The 23,612-nt window shown below is 62.5% G+C and carries 11 protein-coding genes; 8 read left to right on the top strand and 3 right to left on the bottom strand.

Annotated elements, in window-relative coordinates:
• Position 1: 1 nt before the first annotated feature.
• From tssM to DYST_RS03415, 8 genes are all read left to right on the top strand, one after another.
• Positions 2-3,520 (top strand): type VI secretion system membrane subunit TssM, encoded by a 3,519-nt coding sequence (gene tssM, locus DYST_RS03450; RefSeq protein ID WP_239950073.1) that lies wholly within the window; start codon positions 2-4, stop codon positions 3,518-3,520.
• A 4-nt stretch (positions 3,521-3,524) separates the two neighbouring features.
• Positions 3,525-4,274: a type VI secretion system-associated protein TagF gene (gene tagF, locus DYST_RS03445; RefSeq protein ID WP_239950071.1), complete on the top strand. Its 750-nt coding sequence runs from the start codon at positions 3,525-3,527 to the stop codon at positions 4,272-4,274.
• The gene (locus DYST_RS03440) at positions 4,271-4,984 is read left to right on the top strand and encodes a PP2C family protein-serine/threonine phosphatase (protein WP_239950069.1); all 714 of its coding nucleotides are present in this window, start codon (positions 4,271-4,273) and stop codon (positions 4,982-4,984) included. Before tagF ends, DYST_RS03440 begins: the two co-directional genes overlap by 4 nt.
• Positions 4,985-4,986: 2 nt before the next feature.
• On the top strand, positions 4,987-8,643 hold the full coding sequence (locus DYST_RS03435) for a bifunctional serine/threonine-protein kinase/formylglycine-generating enzyme family protein (RefSeq protein WP_239950067.1): 3,657 nt from the start codon (positions 4,987-4,989) through the stop codon (positions 8,641-8,643).
• Complete coding sequence (locus DYST_RS03430) at positions 8,640-8,969, top strand: hypothetical protein (protein WP_102304094.1); 330 nt, start codon at positions 8,640-8,642, stop codon at positions 8,967-8,969. Before DYST_RS03435 ends, DYST_RS03430 begins: the two co-directional genes overlap by 4 nt.
• Positions 8,970-9,088: 119 nt before the next feature.
• Positions 9,089-10,789, top strand: a complete 1,701-nt coding sequence (locus DYST_RS03425; protein WP_428993979.1) for a ShlB/FhaC/HecB family hemolysin secretion/activation protein — start codon at positions 9,089-9,091, stop codon at positions 10,787-10,789.
• A gap of 13 nt (positions 10,790-10,802) precedes the next feature.
• Entirely contained in the window at positions 10,803-17,018 is a 6,216-nt protein-coding gene (locus tag DYST_RS03420) for a filamentous hemagglutinin N-terminal domain-containing protein (protein ID WP_239950063.1), read from the top strand.
• A 5-nt stretch (positions 17,019-17,023) separates the two neighbouring features.
• Positions 17,024-18,121: a hypothetical protein gene (locus DYST_RS03415; protein WP_239950061.1), complete on the top strand. Its 1,098-nt coding sequence runs from the start codon at positions 17,024-17,026 to the stop codon at positions 18,119-18,121.
• A 30-nt stretch (positions 18,122-18,151) separates the two neighbouring features.
• Here DYST_RS03415 and tssA read toward each other — a convergent pair whose 3' ends face one another.
• The 3 genes from tssA to DYST_RS03400 form a co-directional block, all read right to left on the bottom strand.
• Complete coding sequence (gene tssA, locus DYST_RS03410; RefSeq protein ID WP_239950059.1) at positions 18,152-19,204, bottom strand: type VI secretion system protein TssA; 1,053 nt, start codon at positions 19,202-19,204, stop codon at positions 18,152-18,154.
• Positions 19,205-19,390: 186 nt separating this feature from the next.
• The gene (locus DYST_RS03405) at positions 19,391-20,635 is read right to left on the bottom strand and encodes a histidine-type phosphatase (protein WP_239950057.1); all 1,245 of its coding nucleotides are present in this window, start codon (positions 20,633-20,635) and stop codon (positions 19,391-19,393) included.
• Between the two features lie 102 nt (positions 20,636-20,737).
• Complete coding sequence (locus DYST_RS03400; protein ID WP_239950055.1) at positions 20,738-23,458, bottom strand: TonB-dependent receptor; 2,721 nt, start codon at positions 23,456-23,458, stop codon at positions 20,738-20,740.
• Between the last annotated feature and the right edge of the window lie 154 nt (positions 23,459-23,612).

The following is a 23,612-nucleotide window of genomic DNA, read 5'->3' as shown; positions in this document are numbered from 1 at the left end:
CGTGAAGAACATCCTCTCACTGCTCAAGGCAGGCTGGTTCATCACCCTCGTGGGCGTGGTGCTGCTGGCCCTACTGATATGGCTGGCAGGCCCTTACCTCGGCTTCGGTGCTGTGCAGCCATTGGCCAGCGTCCAGGCGCGCCTGGTGCTGATTGTGCTGCTGGTCGTTGCATGGGCAGCGTGGTTACAGATCCAGCAACTCCGTGCGCGCCATCGGCAGCAACAACTGTCCCAGGAAATCTCGGGGCACAATGCGCGCAGCGCGCAGGACAGTGGCGATCGCAGTGCTGCCGAGCGGGTGCAACTGCAGGCGCGATTCCAGGAGGCCGTGGACACGCTCCGCAAAACGCGTCGCGGTGGCGCCAATCTCTACACGTTGCCGTGGTACGTGGTGATTGGTCCGCCGGGATCGGGCAAGAGCACGCTGCTGCAGCATTCGGGCCTGCAGTTTCCGTTGTCCGATCGCTTCGGCAAGCAAGCAGTGCGGGGTATCGGCGGCACCCGCAACTGCGATTGGTGGTTCACGGACGAAGCGGTATTTCTGGATACCGCGGGTCGTTACACCACGCAAGACTCCGATCGCGGCGCTGACGCGTCGGCGTGGAGCGAGTTCCTCAAGCTGCTTCGTCGTTATCGGCGCCGGCGCCCAGTCAACGGCGTCATCGTCACTGCGAGCCTTTCCGACCTGCTGACCATGGACGAGGCCAGCCGGGACGAACACGTACATCTGATTCGCCGGCGCCTTGACGAGCTGGTGGAGCATCTTCGTATCAGCGTGCCAGTGTACCTGGTGTTTACCAAGTGCGATCTGGTGGCTGGTTTCACTGAATACTTCGATGATCTCAACCCGGAGCAGCGCAGCCAGGTGTGGGGTGTGTCCTTTCCTGTTGGCAAGACGATGGACGGGGGCGCGGCGCGCATGTTCGCCGACGAGTTCCGGCTCTTGCTGGACCGTCTCAACACGCGCCTGTTGGATCGCCTGCATAGCGAGCGCGATCGAAACCGTCGCGCGGCCATCCTGACCTTTCCGCAACAATTCAGTTCACTGGGTGATGTGGCGCGGCAGTTCGTGGAGGGCGTGTTCAACGGCCATGCCTATGGAGCACCGTTGTTGTTGCGTGGCGCGTATTTCACCTCGGGCACGCAGGAAGGCACACCCATCGACCGCATGATGGGCGCGGTAGCGCGGACGTTCGGGCTGGAAGCGTCGCGCGTGCACACGCCGGGTGCGCAGAGTCGCACCTTCTTCGTTGAGCGCCTGCTCAAGGGTGTGCTGTTCAAGGAGTCCGGCTTTGCCGGAACCAATCCGACGCTGGAGCGCCGCAAGCTGCTGCTGCACGCGGCCTCGTACCTCGCTGTCATCGCCGCCACGTTGCTGTTCCTGCTGGGTTTCGCGGGGAGCTATGCGCGCAACAGCAGCTATCTGTCACAGGTGCAGGCAGCGCTGAAAGACCTTCCGGATCAGGCGGACATGTCCGGTGCGCATGACCAGAAGACGTATTTCGCCCTCGCTCTGCAGCGGCTGGAGAGTCTGTCCAGCGTGGTGGACATCGCACAGCAGTATCGCGGGCAGGTGCCACTGTCGATGCGGTTTGGGCTGTACCAGGGGCGCGCGGTGGGCAGCGAGCTGCAAGACGCCTACGTGCGCGAACTGAACGGGCTGCTGTTGCCGGGCGTGGCGGCACAATTCCGAGCCGGGCTGGCTGCCCATGCGTCCGAACCCCAGGCCTTGTACTACTACCTCAAGGCTTACCTGATGCTGGGCCAGCCCAAACGCGGCAAGGTGGACGAGCTGGCCGCGTTGACGCAATTGGAATGGCGGCGAGTGTTTCCGGACGATCCGGTGCTGCAGAAGACACTGGAGCGGCATTTTCAGGTGCTGCTGGACGATCCGGGCAAACTGCGCGCTATCACCTTGGACAACGGCCTGGTGGAACAGGCGCGCAATACGCTGCGCTCGGCCGATCTGGCCAGCCTGATCTACGGCAACTTGCAGCTCACCACCGAAGGTACGGACCATGCGCCCGTGCAGCTCGACAAGGAGCTGGGCCTGCTCGGCACGGTGTTCCGCCGCCGTAGCGGCACGCCGTTGTCGCAACCTCTGCCTGCGCTCTACACCCAGCCGATGTTCGCGGAGGAAGCTGGTCAGGGTATCGAGAAGGCGGTGGAACGCTTCGCCAAGGACGACTGGGTATTCGGTGCCCAGCCCATCGACGCGTTGCAGCGTGCACGCTTGTCGCAGCAGGTGCTTGCGCTCTACCAACAGGATTACATCAAGGCATGGGATGCCTTGCTAGCCGATCTGCAGTTGCAGCAGGTGAGCGACATGCCATCTGCCAGCGCCCTGGCGGCGAAGCTGGCCGGACCCAGTTCGCCACTGAAGCTGTTGTTGAAGCTGGTGCGCGACAACACCAGCGACCTGATGCGCCAGCCACCGCCCGATGCAACCGACAACGCCGTGGCGGCTGCAGCCAGTGCCGCGCAGAAGAAGGCCGCCAGCAATGCCTTGGCGGCGACCCTGGCCAAGGCGGCGGGCGGCAAGCCGGAGGCGACGACGGACAAGCCTGGGCAGGCGATCAGCGACCATTTCGAAACGCTCAACAAACTCAGTGAAGGTGCACCTGGCACCGCACCGATCGATCAGACACTCGCCGCGCTGGATCAGCTGAGCAAGACCATGCTGACCATGACGGACTTCAGCAATGCAGCCGGCCAGCCCAATCCGCAACTGCTGCTTGCGCGACAGCAGGCGTCGCAATTGCCGCCGCCGGTATCGGACTGGGTGGGTTCGCTTGCCGGCAAAAGCGAGGCGTTGGTGGCCTCGGGCGCGAAGGGCGCGCTGGATGATCAGTTCCAGCAAGCCGTAGCCAAGGATTGTGGAGACTTCATCCGTGGACGCTATCCGTTCTCACCGGACAGTCGCAGCGATATTCCTGTGCAGAACTTCGGCGAGATGTTCGGCTCTGGCGGTCGCTTCGACACGCTGTACAAGCAGAGCCTGGACAAACTGATCGACGCCACCGGCAAGACATGGCGCTGGAAGGACAGTCCAGGCGTCGTTCCTGGCTCGCCGGCCATGCTGGCCCAACTGCAGGCGGCCGACCGCATCAAGCAGATGTACTTCCGTGGCGGGAATCTCCCCGAAGTGGATTTCACGGTGCTCACGCCCGTGCTCGATGCGGGCATTGCGCGACTCGTGGTCGACATCGACGGACAGAAGTACGATTACCAACCCGGCGGTGCGTCCAGCATGGCGATGAAATGGCCAGGCCCGACGCCGGGGCACGTCACCGTCGCCGCCTATGACGCCAGCGGCGGCCTGCTGAGCAGCTTCGACTATCAGGGCGACTGGGCCTTCTTTCGTGCACTGCAGGCGGCGCAGTTGCAGAAGCAGTCGGACCTTCGTTTCCTGGCTACGTTCGACTTCGGTGGACGCGGCGCCAAGCTGGGCATCCAGGCGAGCAACTTGCGCAACCCGTTCCTCAACGACGACGTACAGCGCTTCCGCTGTGGTGGCTAGGCCAATGACCAATGCCGACGCCGCGGGATTCTTTGGCAAGTTGCCCAGCGCGGGAGACTTCGTGCAGCGCCGCCTGCCAGTCGCCTTTGTGGATGCCTGGGATCGGCATTTCGAATACGCCATGGCTGCGCTTCCTGATGCGCTCGGCGGCGTATGGAAACACAGCTTTCAGGCAAGCCCGCCATGGCGCTTCATGTTGCCGCCGGGCGTGTGCGGTGGTCACGCCATGGCCGGGGTGATGCTGCCGTCGAGCGATCGGGTAGGGCGCTGCTTTCCCCTGGTGATCGCCACGCGTATCCCGCATGCACCGGGGGCCGGCGCATGGCACGAAGACCAGGGTTGGTATGCACAGGCCGAACGCATGGGTGTCGACGCATCAACCGATCCCGCATGGGGTGTGGAGTTGTTCGACATGCAGGTGCGCGCGCTGACCGATCTCTCTGACGAAACCGCCATACCGGGCCGCCATCCGCCTATCGATGTGGACTGGAGTGCTGCCGATCACTGGCGCTTCCCGCTGCCACGCCACGCCGACGCGACCCCCACATTGCTGGGCTGGTGGTCGCGACTCAGCGAGCTGTCGCAGCCCTGGTGCCTGTGGTGGTCAGGCGGTGGTGCGCGCGTGCCGGCCAGCGTGCTTGCCACGCGAGGGCTGCCGGCGCCTGAGGCTTTTGCGGGTTTCATCGACGCTACGCACGCTGGCCGAGCCTGGCGCTCGCCGGATGCCTTGATGCCTTCGGAGGCACACCCATGATGACGCGCTATCAGTCCGCCGGGCGTACGGTGACCGGCAAGGTCCGGGCACACAACGAGGACGCCATCCTGCTGCGCGACGAGGCGGGGCTGTGGGTCGTGGCGGATGGTCTCGGTGGGCATGCGGCCGGCGACTATGCCAGCTCGATGATCGTTGAGCGGCTGGCCTCCGTGCCACGCCAGGGCAATGTCATCGATTTCGTCGAGGCGATCGAAGATGAGCTGCAGCGCGTCAACGGTGACTTGCTGCAGTCCGCGGCTGCGCGAGGCGTCGACCTGATTGGCTCCACCGTCGTGGTGCTGGTGTACGACGAGGAATACATGTTGTGCGGCTGGGTCGGCGACAGTCGGGCCTATTGCTACGAGGACGGCCAGTTGCGTCAGATCACCCGTGACCACGTGCACGGAGTGAAAGACGACGTGACGCAGATCCACCATGCCACGCCAACGCCTTCACCGGGTGCGCTTACCCGCGCGGTTGGTGCTGAGCCGCAGTTGTTCGTCGACTGGGTGGTGGCCGCTTCGCGCTCCGGTACGCAGTTCGTGCTCTGTACCGATGGAATCAACAAAGAAATGTCAGATGCCGAGCTGGACGACGCCTGTCGTCGCGCGCAGGAACCGCAGGCCCTGGTGGCCAGCTTGTTGGACCTGGCGATGAGTCGGGCCGCGCGCGACAACGTCTCGGCCGTCATCGTGCGCCTGGAGGAATGACCATGGCCGTACCGCGCGCACTGCCCCTGATTGAGCTAGTGGATGAACTCCGTGCCGGACGCATCGCCTTGCCTGCGTTGCTCGACGCGGTCAAAGCACGTGGCGTGCTGGACGAGGCCGACTATCGCGCTGAGGTGGCGCAGTTGGAACAGATGGGTGAAGCCGGCGAACTGGATGCCGACGTGGTACTTGCACTGATCGCCCGCTTGGGCGCCATGCGGATTATCGCTGCGCGCGCACCGGTGGACGCCGATCTCACCGTGATGATGCCCGCCGCGGCCAAGCCGCTGCAAACACCGGACCCAGAACTGACCATCGTGCAGGTGCCATCGTCTCCTGCATTGGTCGACGAGATGACTGTGGTCAAGCCGCAGGCACACGGACCGACGCAAGCTGCCCATAGTCCCGGAGACACATCGACGCACGGCACCACCAGTAGCCTGTCCAGCCTCGGTAGCTGGGAGAGCATTGCGGCGAAAGAGGGGGGCGACTACGTCACCGTGGGCTCGCTGTTGAAGGGGCGTTTCCATTTGGAGCGAGAGCTGGGCCGTGGCGGCATGGGCGTGGTCTATCTGGCGAAGGACGAACGCAAGGTGGAGGCCCGCGACCGCGATCCCTATGTCGCGGTGAAGGTGCTGAATGACGAGTTTCGCCGCCATCCCGACTCGCTGATTGCCCTGCAACGTGAGTCGCGCCGTTCGCAACTGCTGGCGCACGACAACATCGTGCGCGTGTTTGACTTCGATAAGGATCGCACCATCGTCTTCATGACGATGGAGTACATCGACGGCTCGGACCTGAAGAGTTTGATCCGGGAGCGCGCCTACAACGGCATGCCGCTGGCCAAGGCCCGTCCGCTGATCGAGGGCATGGCGCGGGCCTTGGGGCGTGCGCACGCCGCAGGCATCGTGCATTCGGACTTCAAGCCAGGCAACGTGATGGTGACGCGCGACGGCCTGCCTAAGGTGTTCGACTTCGGTATCGCCCGCGCCGGCAAGTTCGCCGGGGACGCATCGGGCGAACAGACGCTGTTTGACGCAGGCACGCTGGGCGCGCTGACGCCGGCCTACGCGAGTCTGGAGATGATCCGCGGCAGCGAGCCGTCGCCCAACGATGACATCTATGCGCTGGGGTGTGTGTGCTTCGAGCTGCTGACCGGTAAGCACCCGTTCGACAAGGTCAGCGCCGAGGTAGTGCAGAAGGAAGGGCGCAAGCCGCCCGCCGTGCCGGGGCTGACCCGTCGCCAGCACAAGACGCTGTGCGACAGCGTGGCATTGACCAGCGATCAGCGCCTGAAGAATGCCGAAGCGCTGATCGAAGGGCTGCGCGAGGTAGGCCTTAAAGAACGGATGGGCCCGTATGTGCTGGGTGGTTCGCTCGCACTGATCCTGCTGGTGGGCGGGGGCTGGGGCGTGAGCCGTTACATGCATAGTCATCACCTCGCCAAGGTGATCGCAAGCTTCTCCGCCACGGGCAAGCAGCGCTACGCGAACGAAGTGCAGGCCATGCAGGCATTGGCGACGCTGGACGAGGACGACCGCAAGCGCGTCATCATCGACCAGGGAGAGGCCATCCAGAGTTACCTGCTCAGCCGCATTGACACCTACTGGCAGCCGTCGCAGCAACGGTTTGATTACGCGGGTGCGCAGCGCGTGCTGGCCCTGCGCGACCAACTGCGCTTATATTCACCCGCGCTGGACATGAAGCGTGGCGAGCTGGAGCAGCAGCGCAATGAACTGCTCAACACGCTGGACACGCAGTTGACCCGGCAGATCGATGCGGGCGCCATCTTCGAAGACCAGCCCGACAATGTCGTGACCACACTGGCGCGCATCCGTGCGGTGGACCCCGGCAGCGCGCTACTGAAGAACGCCGAGCTTGAGCTGAAGTACGACGCCGCCATCGGCCAGTCACTGGCCGCCGACCGGCTCGACGAGGCAAAGCAACGGTTGGCGCTGGCCACCACGTTGTTCCCCGGCTCCGCCCGGCTGCAGCAGCGCGGCGTACAACTGGCAGCGGACGAACAGACCGCCTCGTTGCAGCAGATCGCTACGGCAGCGCAAGCAGCGCCGAGCACGCAGAGTCTGACGGACGCACGTCGTGAACTGGCCGACCTTCTGGCCAAGCCCGCCAGCACTGTGGATTGGGAGGCTGCGATCACGCGCGTCGCCACTCCGTTGAAGAACGACAACGCGCCCGAAACACAACGCCTGTTCGACGCCCTGGGCAACACCGTGGCCGACGAAGCGGCCAAGGTCACCGACCCAATGCAGGCGCAACGCACGTTGGCATGGGTGAATTTCGGCCTGCAATATGTGCCGCGCTCGTCGCGATTGCTTGAGCAGCGCGGTCGGCTGGATGGACTGCAGCAACAGCTGGAAGCCCAGCTTGCCAAGGACAGCGTGGCGGCGGAGATCGACTCACGCATTGAGTCGATGCGTCGTGCGGCGGCGGCCAATGACGTGGCCAAGGCGCAGGAGTCGCTGGATCGTGTGCGCACGCTGCAGCCCAATGCTCCCTTCCTGGCCAACGAGGGGCCACAGCTGCTGGCGACGGCCTATCTCGGGCAGGCCAAGGATGCTTTCCAGCGCGGGCGCTATCAGGGCGCGGCGGACATTGCGGGGCAGGGCACTCGCGCCTTGGGCAGTCGCGCGGACCTGCGCAGCGCGCGTGAGCGCTACGCTTTCGTATCCGACCTGATGCAGGGAGGCACCAGTGCGCTGACCGATGCGGACTATGACCGCCTGAAAAAGCAGCTTGGCGATCTGCGCAAGACGGACAGCGCGACACTGGAAAGCCTTGAGACAGACATGAAGCAGCGTGGCCAGCTGCCGCAAGGCTCGTTCGCCGCGCGACTGGAAGCACGCAAGCCCGCTGCGGCACTGATAGTTACGCCGGCAACGGCAAGCTCGGCCGCTCCAGCGATAGCGCCAACAGCGAACACCCCTGCGGCGCAGACGGCCAAATCCACGGCCGCTGCAGTGACTGCCACGCAAACGACAGCAACGAAAGCCGGTGTCGCCACGGGTCCGGATCCCTGTGGCGGATCAGCGCTGGTTGGCGCGGGCAAGGTCTGCTCCGATGTGCTTGATGGCAAGCGCGGCCCGTCGTTGGTCGTGGTGCCTGGGGTAGGCAGCGGCGCTGCGTATGCCATGTCGCGCGCGGAAATCACCGTCAACGATTTCAACCGCTTCTGCACAGCTAGCGGGCAGTGCCATGCCATTACCGTCGATGACCCCGAGCTTGGCAGTCTGCCCGTGAGCAATATCAGCCTTGTGCAGGCCAAGGCGTACGCAGCCTGGCTCACCAGCAGCACGGGATTTACCTATCGCTTGCCGAGCGATGCCGAATGGCTGCATGCCGCACAGGCCGGCCAGAGTTGGAAGCAGTCCGAAGACAGCAACTGCATCCCACCGACCAGTCAAGGCGCAGACGTTGCCGGTGCACCAGTGGCTGCGCGGGGGCGCGAACCCAATCCATGGGGGCTGGTCAACATGTCGGGAAACGTATGGGAATGGGTGACCAATGATGGCGCCACACTAGTGCGCGGTGGCAGCTTCAACAGCTATTGGTCCGACTGCACGGTGGAGGCTCGCCGCACGGACAGTGGTACCCCGCAGAAGGACGTGGGCTTCCGTGTACTTCGGGAGCTGAAATGAGCGAGCGCGAGTGGGGGGTCAACGAAGGGCTGCGCGCGCTGGACGATGCGCATCGCATGGGACGCCTGACCCGCGACGAATATCGAGCGCGCCGCCGCAGGTTGCTGGGCACGCTGCAGGGCGGCGATAGCGCCATCACTCGCCGCACCGCGACGAGTACGCCGTCCCAGCAAGACCCGCCATCTGCCTACGATGGTTCCGCGCAAGCGGACGTCTTGCCGTCGATGTTTCCATCGCGACCCTGGTTGTTGAGTGGGCGTCTGTGGGTTTGGGCGACGGGCGTTCTTTTGTGTGCACTGCTGGCATACTGGCTGCTCGCCGCATGACTCGGCCGAGCCAGACCGCCTTGGTACGTTGCCGGCCACTCCTGTGGCCGGGTACCCCGGCCACCCTGGCAGGGACCACAGGGACGGGGCGATTTCTACAGGGGAAATCTACAGTGCGAATGGCATGCCTTGCCGCTGCCCTGGCGTTAGCCATGGGCAGTGAGCGACTTTATGCGAACGACATGGACGCCGCGACGGCATCGCCGACGCCTGGCAATAGCGAAGACATCGTGCCGCCCGTCAAGGATCGCGAGCCCGTCGCGGCCGCCAAGATGGCCGTGCAAGGTTTTCGTGTGACGGGTGTCGGAGAGCACGCGTCCGCGCACATCACGCCCGCCAGCATCCAGGCGTTGGCCGACGAACAGTACAAGCAGATGGCCGGTACGGCCGAGCATCCGCGACTGAGCATTGCGCAGATGGAGAAGGTGGCCGCGGCCATCACCCAGCGCTACCGCACCAGTGGCTTCATCGTGGCGCAGGCCGTGGTGCCGGCCCAAACCGTTGGCGCCGACCAGATCGTCGAGATACGGGTGCTGGAGGGCACGATTGGCAAGGTGGTGGTGAAGGGCGCTAAACGCTATAGCGCAGACATCATCGCGGCCCCGGCCGAACACCTCAAAGGCCAGTCGCTGCAGAAAGGCGATGTGGATACCGCATTGCTGTACGCGCGTGACCTGCCAGGCGTAGCGATCACCTCGACCTTTCAGCCCGGCGAGCAAACGGGCGAAACCGACTTGATCATGGTGGCTCAGGAAGAGAAGCGACCCTATGTGATCACGGTGGGTGGCAACGACTACGGCACAGATGTGACTGGCCGCTATCGCGCGCAGGTCGGTTTAGCCTGGAACAGTCCCCTGGGCTATGGCGATGTCTTCAACGCCAATCTTGATTACGCGTTCGCGCCCGCCCAGAGCCTGTTTGGCGCTTTGAGTTATCGCGCCCCTATCGCGCCGGTTTCTGGCCTTACAGCCGTATTTGGTGCGACGCGCAGCCAACTGGAAGTGGATAGCGGCATCTTCGCTTCGCTGCACGTGCACGGCCCCACGTCGACCTGGTACGGCGGCGCCGACTGGAAGTTCATCAACACGCCGAACTTGCAGGCGATGGGTACGTTCCGTCTGATTCGCGAGGAGTCCAAACTCAACAGCAGCATCCTGCTGATGTCGGACGAGCGCTTCGACGTGGCCGAGTTCGGTTTTTCGATGAACCACACCGACACGCGCTTTCATGGCATCGACCTGCTGCAGGTCGCCGTGCGCCAGTCGATCAGCGACCGTTCGCCATCGCAAGTGGATCTGGTGAGCCCCGGGCACGACAGCAGCTTCACGGTGGGCAAGGTCGCCTATACGCGTCTGCAATTCCTCACCCGCACGCAACGCCTGTATTTCAAGTTCACCGGCCAATACACCAACGATGCGCTGACGCCCATGGAGCAGTTTGCCATCGGTGGCCCGGACACCGTGCGCGCCTATCCGATTGCCGACGTGCTCGCCGACCGTGGGTATTACTCCTCGGTCGAGTATCACGTCGATGCGCCCGGTTTTGCCGACAAGGTGTCGCCGTTCTATGCGCGCCCATGGCGCGAGCTACTGGAGCTGGAAACCTTTGTCGACTACGCCAAAGGGTGGCCGGTGGGTGGCAACCGGCTCAATGGCGGAAAGATGCAGGAAGTTAGCGATATCGGTGCGGGCTTTGTGTTCCGCCTGCCGCGCTTCCATCGTTTTGAACTGCACGTTGACGCCGCAAAGGCATTGAGTTCGCTCGACGCCTCCGATGGCAAGGGCTATCACGTGTACGCGCGATTTGGTTTTACGTTCTAAAGGGGTGACGACCATGAACCGGATCCATGACCGCACGCATCGCGCCGCGTCCCCTCTATTGCTGCGCCTGAAGCGTAAGGCCTTGCCGCTGAGCCTGTCCCTGCTTGGCATGGCGGCGGGCTCCTGTTTTCCCGTTGGCAGCGCGCTGGCCGGCGGACCGGCTGCCAATGCGTTGCCTACCGGCGGCACGGTCATCACAGGCGTTGCCACGGTGTCGTCCAACGCAAACACCATGACGATCAATCAAACGAGCGCCCAGGTATCGATGAACTGGACGAGTTTTGATATCGGATCGGGTGCAACGGTGATGTTCAACCAGGCCCAGGGTGCGAGTTCGGTAGCGCTCAATCGCATCGGTATCGGTTCTTCCTCGCCTGTACCGAGCCAGATTTACGGCGCTCTCACGGCGCCCGGCCAGGTGTTCCTGATCAATCCGGCGGGCATCGTGTTTGGCAATGGCGCCCAGGTTTCTGTCGGCGGCTTGGTGGCCAGCACGCTGGATGTCAACGGAACCACGGCATCCAACGGGCACACTTACTACGACCTGCTCAATAGCGGCGGCTCAGCATCGATCATCAACCAGGGAACGATCAGTGCCGCCAGTGGCGGCGGCGTGATCCTGGTAGGTGGCAATGTCGTCAACAGCGGCCAGATCATGGCCAGCGCCGGGCATATTTTTCTGGATGGCGCCGACCGGGTGACCGTCGATTTCGACGGCAACAACCTGGTCAACGTCGTACTGACGGGTGCGCTTGGGACGGGCCCCGGTACCGGCGCTGCAGTGACCAATAACGGCACGCTGACCGCGGATGGCGGCACGATTGTGCTGCAGGCGTCTGCCACGCCAGGCTTGTTCACGCAGATGGTGAACAACACTGGCGTGGTTCAGGCCAACAGCATCAGCGGTACCGGCGGCACGGTGCAGTTGCTTGGCACGGGTGGCGATGTCGATACCAGCGGAACGATCAGCGCGACTGGCGGCAATATCGCAATCACCAGCGATGGTTCCATTGGCCTGAACGGTGCGGTCAACGCCGGCAGTGGCCAGGTAGTCCTGAGCTCGCAGCAAGCGATCACTCAGACGGCGAATTCGGGATCATCACCCGCAAGCGTCATTACGGCCGGCACCTTGTCTGGCAGCTCCGTCAACAGCACCACGCTGACGCAAGCGAACCAGATCCAGAACGTCAGCAGCTTCAGCTCGGGCAGCAGCTTCAGCCTGACCAACGGCGCGGGCGCATCGTTGCAGGTGGGCGGGCTGACGGTCAGCGGCGGCTCGGTGGCGCTGGGCACGGCTGCGGGATCGGACCTGACCCTCAACGGCAACGTTAACGCGCAATCGCTCTCCCTGAACAGCGGAGGCTCCATCACTCAATCGGGTGGTGCGCTTACCGTGGCGGCTTTGAGCGGTACGTCGAGCGGCAGTACCACGCTGGCCCAGATCAACAACATCACCGCGCTCGGCAGCTTCAGCGCAAACGGTTTCAGCCTCAACAACAGCGGCGCACTGGCCATCAACGGGGCGTTGAACAGCGGTGCCGGCACGACCACGTTGAACGTGACCGGCGCCATTACCGAGGGTGCAGGCGGAAGCATCACGGCCGGCACCCTTGCCGGCTCGTCGACAGGCAGCACCACGCTACTGAGTCTGGCTAACAACATCACGGCGCTTGGCGGTTTCAGCGCCAGCGAATTCAGCCTCAACAACAGTGGCGCGCTGGCCATCAACGGGGCGTTGAACAGCGGCACTGGCACGACCACGTTGAACGTGGCCGGCGCCATTACCGAGAACGCGGGTGGAAGCATTACGGCTGGCACTCTCACTGGCTCGTCCACTGGCCTTGCTGCGCTATACCAAACCAACAACATCACGACGCTTGGAAACTTCAGCGCCAACGGCTTCAGCCTCAAGAACGGCAACGCACTGGCCATCAACGGGGCATTGAACAGCGGCGCCGGCACGACAACGCTGGCCGTGACCGGCGCCATTACCGAGGGCACGGGAGGAAGCATCACGGCCGGTACTCTGGCCGGCTCGTCGACCGGAAGCACCACGCTGGGCCAAGCCAATAGCATCACGGCGCTTGGCAATTTCAGCGCCAGCGATTTCAACCTCAAGAACAGCAACGCACTGGCCATCAATGGGGCGTTGAACAGTGGCGCCGGCACGACTACGTTGAATGTGGTTGGCGCGATCACCGAGGGTATTGGTGGAAGTATTACGGCGGGCACGCTGACCGGCTCGTCGACGGGAAGCACCTTACTTACCCAGGCCAACAACGCCATAACCTACGTGGGTACTTACTCCAGCGGCGGCGATTTCAGCCTGCTCAACACGAGCGGCATCGCGCAGTCGGGAACGGATACGCTCTCCGTAGTGGGCAATACGACGTTGAATGCCGGCACCAACGCCATATCGATGGGCAACAGCAATCAGCTGAATGGCACCGTCAATCTCACCGGTACCGGTATCACTGTCGTCAATCAAGGCAACCTGAGTGTGGGTGTGCTGAGTGATGGCACCAATGGATCTTTGAGTCTGACCTCGCTCAACGGCGGCTTGAACCTCCCTGGCGGGTCACTAAACACCGGTACCAGTGATATCACCCTGGTGGCGGGCGGTAGCTCGTTCACGCCGTCGGGCGATCTGGTTGGGCGCAATGTTTCGCTGCAGTCATACGGCGCACTCACACTGCCTTATAACGTGACGGCGACAAACACGCTGAGTCTGACCAGCAGCAACAGCGGGATTACGCAAAGTGGCGGTGCGCTCACCGCTGCCGTGCTGACAGGCAGCTCCCAGGGCGTCACGTCATTGGGCCAGCTCAACATGATTGGACAGCTTGGCAACTTCACCGCGAACGGTTTCAGCTTGTCCAATGCGCAGACGCTGACCACCACGGGTACGATAAACGGTGGCACCAGTGTGGCATTGGCGACCACTGTCGGCGACTTGGCGATTAATGGCGGGATAAGCGGAGTGGACGTCTCGCTGATGTCAGCGGGTGCCATCACAGAAGGTGCCGGTGGAAGTATCACCACTACTGGAACGATGAACAGTCTCACTGGCTCGTCCATCGGCAGTACCACTCTGAACCAGGCCAACCACATCAGGACACTTGGCGGGTTCAGTGCCAACAACTTCAGCCTGACCAACGCGCAGACACTCACCACCACAGGTGCACTGAATGGTGGCGCTGCTGTTGCGTTAACCACCACAAATGGTGGCGACCTGGTATTGAATGGCACGACGACTGGCAGTGCTGTTTCGCTGAATGTACAGGGCGCCATCAGCGAAGGTGCGGGCGCAAGCATCGCCACAGTGACGCTCAGCGGAAGATCGGGCGGCAATACCTCACTGAATCAGGCAGGCAACAGCATCCTCTCGCTTGGCACTTACACCAGTGACGGCGATTTCAGCCTGACCAACAACGGGGCCATTACGCAATCCGGTTTGCTCACCGTACTGGGGAATACCACGCTCAATGCGGGTACCAACACCATCACGCTGGGTAGCAACAATCAGCTGTATGGGGCGGTGAGCCTTACTGGCGGCAACACGCTGGTCACCAACGCCCGTGCACTGAATCTTGGCAAGAGCAATATATTCGGCAATCTGACTGCGACTACGGGTAGCAGCGGCGCCGCGATCAGCCAATTCGGTGCGTTGACGGTGACAGGCACAAGCGCGTTCACGGTGGACACAGCCTCAGGCAGCGGCTCTGTCAACTTGGCCGATGCGAGCAATGCCTTTGGATCAACCGTCAGCGCCACCGGCACCGGCATCACCATCCGTAGTGGCGGTGACCTACGCGTGGCGAATTTGATCGATGGTGCGAACGGCGCCGTCAGTCTGATCGCAGGCGGCGCGCTGTATTTGCCGAGCACAGCTATCGATACCGGTTCGGCGAACCTGACGCTTTCCGCCCTTGGTGGCTCGCTGATGACAGCCGGAAGCCTGAAGGGCACCCACATCTCCCTCTCCGGCAGTCAGGGCATCTCGCTCGCAAACAATGTCTCCGCAGCCGGCGTGTTGAATCTCACGAGCAGCGGTGGCGCGATTACCCAGACAGGTGGCGTGCTCAGTGCGCCGCTACTTACCGGCAGCTCGCAGGGTGTTACAACGCTGAATCAGGCAAACCAGATCACGCAACTTGGCAGCTTTACTGCCAACGGATTTAGCCTTACGAATGCGGGCGCACTGACCGTTACGGGTTCTTTGAACGGTAACGGCAGTACGGCACTGACCACGACCAATGGCGACCTGACGTTGCAGGGAACGGTGAGTGGTACGGATGTATCGCTTACGGCAAACAACGGCGCAGTGATTCAGTCTGGCGGCGCGATTAGCGCGGGAATGCTTAGTGGCTTTTCGAAGAGCTCTACGTCGCTTATGCAAGGCAACACGATCTATAGCCTCGGTAATTACCACAGTGGTGGCGACTTCAGCCTGGCTGACGCGAATTCGCTGATCGTGTCTGGCGTATTGAGTAGCGTAGGTAACATTGCGCTCGCCAGTGGTGGGAACATCACGCTGGCCAATGCCGTAAATGGCAGGAGAGTGGCGCTGAATGCGAGTGCCGGAACGATCAGTCAGACCGGCGGTACGCTGACGACAGGCGCGCTGACGGGCCAGTCCTCGGGAGCCACGCTGCTTACCCAAACCAACCAGATCGGCAGTCTGGGTAACTACACCAGTGGCGGTGATTTCAGCCTCACCAATGGCACATCCATCGTCCAGAGCGGCTCCCTGCAGGTGCAAGGAGCAACGGCGCTGAATGCCGGAACCAACGCCATCACCTTGACCAACAGTGCCAACAATCTGCGTGGCGCAGTCAGCCTCACGGGCGGAAACACGCAGATTGCCAACACTAGTCCGCTGGTGTTTGGCGCGAGCCAGATCAACGGTAACCTGAGCGTCACCAGCAACGATCCGGCCATTGGGCAGGTGGGTGCGCTCAATGTCACGGGCAGCAGCTATTTCAATGCCGGTAACGGCAGCATCCAGCTGACGAATGCAAGCAATCAGTTGGCTGGTCCAGTGACTGCCATTGGCACCGGCATTGCCATTACCAATGCTGGCGATCTGCAGATTGCTTCGCTGACCAATGGCACCAATGGTGCTGTCAGCCTGATTTCCCTCGGCGGTTCGTTGTTCTTGCCCAGCACGGCCATAAACACAGGCAGTTCGAATCTGGTACTGACGTCCGGCGGTGGCTTGCTGAGCACGACAGCGGACCTGAGCGGCGCGAACGTGGCGTTGACGGGTAGTGGCGGCATCAACCTGGGTAATGTCGTTACGGCGGCCAACAACCTCAGCCTCGTGAGTGGCGGGGCTATCAATCAGAGTGCAGGCGCGTTGAATGCGCGCACGCTGACCGGCAGCTCGTCCGGCGCCACCAGCCTGATGCAGGTCAACAGCGTGGCTAACGTTGGCAACTTCAGCGCCAACGGTTTCAGCCTGACCAATGCGAATGGGCTGACGATCGCCGGGCCCTTACTGAGTACCGGTGGCGTAACGCTTATGACCCAAGGCGGCGATCTGGATGTGACGGGTACGTTGAGCGGCAGCCGTGTCGTGCTCAACGCTGCAGGCGCGATCAACGAAAGCGCGACGGGCAATATTGTTGCCACAACGCTGAGCGGCCGGGCAGGTGGTGCAACCTCACTGGGGACGCAGAGCCAGCCCATCGCCAATCACATCAGTACGCTGGGCGGCTTCCAGTCGCCGGCTGGCTTCAGCCTCACCAACGGGCAAACGCTGACGCTGGCGTCGGTGGACGGAAGTAGCTACACGGTGGATGCGGGCACGTCCGCGCTTTACCTCGCGGTGCTCAATGGCAGCCTGCTGCAGACCGGGACGACGCCGCTGTACAACGGGCAGGGCATATATGCGGCCAGCGAGCATATCGGCCTGATCACGGCGCCTATCTACGCGTTTGGCACGCTGCCGTATGTGGTCGAAGCCATTGGCCTTCCGCCCGCGTACTTCTATGCGCTGGACCGACAGGGCAATCCGCTGCCGGAGGCTGGCCTGCTGTCGATCAACCTTCCCACCACCATGTCGACCAGTCACGCGCAGAACGGCAACAACCGCCTGGACTCTTACATCGACGCCAGCATCATCACGGCCAGCTACCGCGCGTACGGCATCGTCCCCTCGGGTATCCGCCTACCGCCCGACCAGGAGGCCTGCGATCCGGAGACGGCGGACTGCCAGGGCGAATGATGGCCATGTGCCGCCTGCGCCTCAGCATGGTGTTGCTTGCGCTGGCCGTCACGGCGGGCGCTTGCGCGCAGAATGGACCGCGCTTAAGCGGGGGCGCCGTCATCGCCGAACTGCAAGACGTGCGCTCGAAACTGGAGGTGCGCGAACAGGCACATCCCGATAAGTCGCTGAAAGCGACCGCGCAACGCCTGAGCCAATGGCAGGACGCGCTGGAGAAAAACCTGGGTAACGATGCCGCCCAGCCCGTGGAGCTGATGGGCGACGCGCGGCGCGCCCAAGCCATGCGCGCCCACGCAGCTGTCTTGCGCACGCAGGCCTATCTTGAGAGTTGCACGCGCTGCCTGGATGGTGATGCGGCCACCATGGCGCAGGCGCTGGCATTGACGGTCGAGCGGCTGGCTGAGGCGCGTGATGCGCCGTCCGCCGCGCCACCGGTGATCGAGGCCGTGGAGACGCCGGACCGACGAGCGATCTTTGCCATACATGGCGGAGAGGCAGAGCGGCACCTTGTACTGGTTGGCAAGAACCTGGCAGACGCCCAGTGCGCCGACCCGAAGGTGATCGCGACAGATGCCGACGACAAACCTTTGGCACTGCAACCCACGTTGGTGAGTGCTCAGCCGACGCGTATTGAACTGGTGCTTCCGGGTGGTGACGGCATCGCGCCTGGAAGCTATGTGCTGCATGTCAAAGCCCAGCGCAAAGCCTTTCTGGTGGGCTGTGTCGCGCAGCCTGAAGCAGTGGGTGTAGTGCAGATGGCTTCGCCGCCGCATTTTGCCGTGACCTACACGCTGGATGCCCGTTGCTCATCAGGGCAGGGCGGGGCGTCGGTACGGAGCGGAAGCCTGCCCGTGCTGACCGCCTTTGGTGCGACGCAAGTGGCTCAGGTGGAGCCTGACGCTTGTGCGACACCGAATGGTTTCGCGCTGTCCGCGCAGGTGACCTACGCAGATGGCAGTCATCAGCAGATCGGGCCGATCTCTCAGCCCGCCGACACCACCATCACCGCCGGCTTGCCGGGCGGCTTGTCGCTGCAATGGAATCCTGCGGTGCGGCAACTGGTGCTGCGCAGCGCCGCAAACGCATGCGACGGCTTTTATTGAGCGGACGCCAAGGGCATCCACTCACCAGCGTCACTCATCATCACCGTGGCCGGACACTCGCTGTAACTCGTCGAGCCCGCCAGGCGCGAGATCCTTCAGCAGGTCGAGGAAGTTTTTGCCTACCAGACGCTGGGCACGGCGCAGCAACAGCGGCACCGGACTGGAGGGCTCCTCGCGTGCGTAGTACTCGCAAAGGTCATCCAGGCAACGCAGCACGTCCCGTGTGTCCTGAATGCCGACCTTTGCGACCACGGTGGTAACGGCGGTCGTGCCAGCGGACACCTGCTCCGCCTCCTCGGTCGCGCCATCCGTCGACGTCTGAGGGCTGCGCAAATTGCGCTGCGCTTCCAGGAAACTCTTCAGTTCATACGCGTCGCTTAGCAATGGCTTGAGTTCTGGGCCCGCCGTGCCGACGCGTTCATTGAAAATGGCGTCGATGGCCTTGGCATGCTCCAGCGCTTCCGTCACCGCGCTCGCTGTCGCGGCGAGCTGCTCATAGGGGCAATCCAGGCAGCAGGCCTCGATCTCCGTCTGAGTGGGCAGTCCGGCTTGGTCATCGCCGTCCGTCGCGGAGATCTTCAGGCTGCCGTTGGCGATGCGCAGATCGCGCAGACTGAAAGGACCCAAGCGCGGCGATTGCACGAATGGCGTGGTGCGGACATGACTAAGCAGGCTCAGTGGATCGGCGATCGGCGCCACGGAGCTGACCCGGGTAGTCGGATCGTCATGGTCTTCCGCGTCCAGCTGGGGATGGACGGTATCCCAGTGTTGCTCGAGCAGGCCGCGGATCAGAGCCAGGCCGGCGGTCCAGCCGGGCAGGCCGGCGGTGCGTGTCCATGCTGTAGTGAGGTGCGTCGCAAGGCGCAGATCTTTGGAGCGCGCAAGCAGAGCCTGCGAGCGTTCTGCCACCCGCTCCCAATCCGGCTCTTCCGCCTGCTTGACGCTGTCGCCGACCACGCGTTCGGCTTTGACCGTCGCGGCCCGCTCAAGAGCGAGGAAGTCAGCGTCGTATTCCAGGTTCTCGCCCGAGGGAGCGTCGTCTGAGATCGGAGCCAGGAGGGGTTCCAGATCGTAGATCGGCATGGCGTCGAGACTCGTTGAGCGAGAACCTGATGGTAAGCACCGCCCGCCGGTGGCACCCGTCATTTCGTGTCGTTGGTGGAGCGGATTCGCCATTGCGAGCCAGAAGAGTGGCAAACCGCTACCGCGGAAACTACGAGATGCAGCAAGCGCTGCTTCGACGGCCGAAGGAGAGCACGAACGAGCGATTTACTTGACGTGTGCCGCGGCCCGTTCGAGTGACGGAATCACCGCTTCCAGGCGACAGAAACCCTCCTTGCTCGTCGGGCAGCCTGCCGGATTCAAAAGCAAAGTGGCGGGCTTATCCGCACTGAGCGAGCGCAACTGCGGCAAGGTCTGCGCCTGATAAAAGACGCGAACATAGCGCTGGCCCGTGGCTGGACGACGCCATAGTTCAATGCCGAGAGCACCACCAATCGGCGGGTCGTCCTGGCCGTAACCCGGCATCTTGAAGTGAATACCCAGCACGCTTGCGAGCGCGACGATATTGTTGTCGCTTCCCACCATGACACTCAGGCGAGGGGCATCGGCATCTTGCAGCGTCGAGACGATCCGCTTGCTCATTAGCGACGCGACTCGTTCCGCCATGTAGCTTGGGCGCGCGTAAATATCGAACAGCAATGAATGCAGACGTGAAAGCTCCTCAAGCTTGGCAGCGTCTGTTCGCCCCCAGCCCACATCGCTTAGCGCGCGTCCCTCCGCATAGGCCATGAGCATTACTTCCGCGGTACCGGAGGTCGTTGCAATAGGGCCGGTCAGCACCATGTGGCTTTGGTCTGGCGAGGTCGCAAGACCGCCGTGCCACGTGCTGGAGTCGCACAGGGGTTGCGTACTGCCGGGTTTGCAACCCAGCACCGATGCCATGGTGGCCAACGCCTCTCCATGGGGCGCAGTCAGTGCATCCGGGCCGCCGGTCTGCGCTTGAATGGATGCCACCGCATCCCCCGCACTCCAGTCGACCGCCTTCACCTCGATGGGGTGAAATAGAGGGTCGTCATCGCCCTGGGGAAGATGCCCAATAGCGATAGGGCAACCCGGGGCGAAACCCTGCGCGAGCGCCTTGGCGCTTGCGATAGTGCGTTGGTCCGTATTGGCCCAGAACCAGATGCTGGACGGCGCAGGGCATCCTCTCGCAGGGAACAGGCCCGCGCTAGCGAGGCGTTCGCGGTCGTACACGCCCATGCGCTCGGCTCCCTTGGCGCCATGCGGAGTCAATTCACTGGGGGCTTGTTTCCAGGTTGGCCAAGGCTTTCCGTTGACCTCGTTGGCCTGGATCTCACCCGGAAGTGGCGTGCGCACACCATGCCGGTAAAGAAGGATGACGCGCTCCAGTTGCATATCGTCGCTGGCCATCGCAGTGACGGATGCGAACGCCATCCAGGTCGACATGATCAACACAGTGATGGCACGGCGACGGTAGCGAGGGTTTTTCATAGGCAAGTCCATGCGGTTTCGTTTGCCGCTGAGAAAACTAAGCTCGTGCACCGATCATGCGGGTGCGCTGCATGATCGGTGCATCATCGGAGTGTCCGAGCGTCAGAACGTATAGCTCAGGTTGACCATGTAGACGCGGCCCGTATCCACGTACGCACCATCCGCACCCGGGTCGTAGGCCAGGTAGTGCTTCGATTTGCCTTCCGTCTCATAGAAGGTCGCTTCGTTAAGCAGGTTCCTCACCGAAACGCCAACATCGACACCATGGGGCAGGTGATAGGTGGCGTTGAAGTTGAGCGTCTTGACCGGCTGCAGGTAGTAGTCGAGCCGGTCGCTGGTCAGCCCGATCAACTGCAGGCCGGTGTAGTTGTAGGTCAGATCGGCGCGAAGCTTCGAGTCGTCATAGAACAGATCCGCGTTGTAGATCTTCTCCGGTGCGCGCGGTAGCCAGGTGCTACCTGGGTGATCAATACGGCCGCTTTCGGCCGAGCTGTGTTGCAGTGTGACATTGCCACTGGCGCCGAAGTGGCTCCAGAAACCCGGCAGGCTCACGAACTGTTTGCTAGCGGCCAGCTCCGTGCCGAACAGCGTGGTCGTGCCACCATTTTCGGGCGTGGTAACGGGCACGCCGTTCTCGAGGATGGTGCCCGTCGGCACATTGCCGCCCAGCGTGCTGTCGTTGGTGGTGTTCGCCTGCGAGGTATAGACGAAGCCCTTGATGCGCTTGTAGTACGCCGATGCGGTGAGTAAGCCGCCATTGGCGTCATAGAACTCGGCGGAAAGGTCAAGGTTGTCTGCCGTCGTAGGCTTGAGATCCGGATTGGGCTTGGAGATGCCGAGCACTTTGCCCGTCGTATCGTCGATCGAATACACGGTTTCGCCGGAGATGAGGCCGAAGGCCGGCCGGCTGAAGCTGCGACGCAACGACGCGCGATACACCGTCAGGTCGTCCGGCCGGTAGTTCAGGCTGATACCCGGCAACACTTCGCCATACGTGCGGCCATTGTTGACGAACTGACCCGTGGCGTCATCGCCATTCGACTGCCAGGAACTGGCCGAGTAGTGGGTCAGCTCATAGCGCACACCAGGCAGTATCGTCAGCGCGTCATAGTTCACCGTCGCCATGAAATAGGCGGCATAGATGTTCTCGCGGCTGGACGTGGTGTTGGCGTTGTAGTCGTTGGCGGTGTAGTTGCCCGCACCGTTGGGATCATTCACGTACTGATACGGCAGTGCCTGCGCAAGCACCCAGTTGCGGTCGATGAGCTTGAACGGACCGGCATACTTTCCGCCGAAAGCGCCATTGATAACCTGACCTGGCAGGGCAGCAAGCGTGGGGCCGCCCGGCGCGTAGTAGGGGTAGCTGGGGCCGCCGAAGTAAGTGCCGCCGTAGACGAAGTTGTTGTCGTCGTGGAAGAAGGGGTGATCGTACGCATTGCGCTTGGACGTATCGGCGGAAAGGCCAAACTTGATGTTCTGTAGCGCGCCATCGTCCAGTTGATAGGTGCCGTTGGCATGCGCGTTGATGCGCGTGTCCTTGCTGCCGGCATTGTGACCCTGCACCTTCCAGAACGAATCGGTGCCCAGGCTGTAGAAATTGTTCTGAAGCGACGCTGGGTTGCCGGCAATGCTCGGATAGGTCGGATTGCCAAGGCCGAACGAGAACTGCCCCGGCACCGGTGTGCCGTAAAGGCTGGCTTCCACATAATCGGGACGATTGCGGTTGCCGTAACCGAACGATGTGCCGTACTCAAGACTAAGGCGATCGAGTCGACTATCGCCGCCCAGCTGCAGCGACGCCATCTTCTCGTCGATATCGCGGGTGTTGAAGTAGCCGCCGCGGAGAATCTCCGTCGCATTCTGATTTCGCGCCGAGGCCTGATTCTGCTCGCCCTTGACACTGTAGGAGCCATAAATGGCACGTGCATACAGCGATGTCGTATCGCCATGCCAATCCAGCGAAACATTGGCGCCGTAACGTTTGATCTGGTTGGTGTAGATGCTGTACTTGTATTGCGAGCTTTGCAGCGGACCGGCATATCGAAGATCAGTCGCGTTCGCCTCCGCTGAGTTCACTGGCGTGTAAGAAGAGTTGGGCGCAACCGCCTCCGCCGCGTTGTTGTTCTTTCCATAGTACGCGGCGGCATAGATGCCAAACGCCTTGTTCTCGCCGAACCGACGGGCGAACTCCTGCTGTACCGTACCGCCCTTGTTGGAGACGCCCAAATCGGAAGCCAGGGAATTCATCTGACCCTGCACCGTGGTCTTGGCATAGGTGTCTTTCTCGAAATCAAAGGCCGTCGGCGTGCGCATGTCGATGGTGCCGCCGATAGAGTCACCCGGCATATCGGGCGTGGGCGCCTTGGATACCTTGACCGACTGGATGCCAAATGGCGCCAGCATGTTCAGTGAGATCGCGCGGGTGGAAGAGTCGGTTTCCGGCAGCGCAAACCCATTGACCGTATAGGCGTTGTAGCTCGAGTCCAGGCCGCGGATGGTCACGTACTCGTTCTCGCCGGTGGCGGCCTGCCCGAGATGCATGTCGCTATAGGCCGACAGCCCTGGCATATGGGACACCACGTCCGCGATGTTGGCCGAAGGAACCGCATTCATCTCCTGCTTGGTCATAACGGTACTGACACTGACCCCGAGCCTCTGTTCATCAATTGTGCCGGTAGAGGGCGTGCCGTCGGCGGTCACGCTCACCTCGGACAAGGTTTTGGTTTTCTTGTCGGCATCATCGTCCGCGTAGGCAATGGAGCTCAGGCAAAGGCCGAGGCATACAGAGACAGCAAGTAAGTTGAGCTTGTACGGCTGATTCATGGCGGGGAGGGTCCTGGGGGAAGGGCAGAGCTTCTTTCTGAAAATCTGTAGTGCTTGTGCTGCGCCGGGCAGCAGGGTGCCTTCCGCCAACGAATGTGGCGGTGTGGCTTCTTCCGTAGTGCGTACGGGTACTTTGAGCGCGACCCACCTTCCC

This window comes from Dyella terrae, from assembly GCF_022394535.1.
Classification (GTDB): Bacteria; Pseudomonadota; Gammaproteobacteria; order Xanthomonadales; family Rhodanobacteraceae; genus Dyella.
The sequence above is the reverse complement of the archived record's forward strand: the minus strand, read 5'-3'. Positions and strand labels throughout refer to the sequence as shown.

What these genes read in the sequence shown, in the direction of transcription:
- tssA (WP_239950059.1), bottom strand. Translation starts at nt 19,204, where the DNA reads ATGCCGATCTACGATCTGGAACCCCTCCTGGCTCCGATCTCAGACGAC.
- tagF (WP_239950071.1), top strand. Translation starts at nt 3,525, where the DNA reads ATGACCAATGCCGACGCCGCGGGATTCTTTGGCAAGTTGCCCAGCGCG.
- DYST_RS03420 (WP_239950063.1), top strand. Translation starts at nt 10,803, where the DNA reads ATGAACCGGATCCATGACCGCACGCATCGCGCCGCGTCCCCTCTATTG.
- DYST_RS03415 (WP_239950061.1), top strand. Translation starts at nt 17,024, where the DNA reads ATGTGCCGCCTGCGCCTCAGCATGGTGTTGCTTGCGCTGGCCGTCACG.
- DYST_RS03400 (WP_239950055.1), bottom strand. Translation starts at nt 23,458, where the DNA reads ATGAATCAGCCGTACAAGCTCAACTTACTTGCTGTCTCTGTATGCCTC.
- DYST_RS03425 (WP_428993979.1), top strand. Translation starts at nt 9,089, where the DNA reads ATGGCATGCCTTGCCGCTGCCCTGGCGTTAGCCATGGGCAGTGAGCGA.
- DYST_RS03430 (WP_102304094.1), top strand. Translation starts at nt 8,640, where the DNA reads ATGAGCGAGCGCGAGTGGGGGGTCAACGAAGGGCTGCGCGCGCTGGAC.
- DYST_RS03405 (WP_239950057.1), bottom strand. Translation starts at nt 20,635, where the DNA reads ATGAAAAACCCTCGCTACCGTCGCCGTGCCATCACTGTGTTGATCATG.
- DYST_RS03440 (WP_239950069.1), top strand. Translation starts at nt 4,271, where the DNA reads ATGATGACGCGCTATCAGTCCGCCGGGCGTACGGTGACCGGCAAGGTC.
- DYST_RS03435 (WP_239950067.1), top strand. Translation starts at nt 4,987, where the DNA reads ATGGCCGTACCGCGCGCACTGCCCCTGATTGAGCTAGTGGATGAACTC.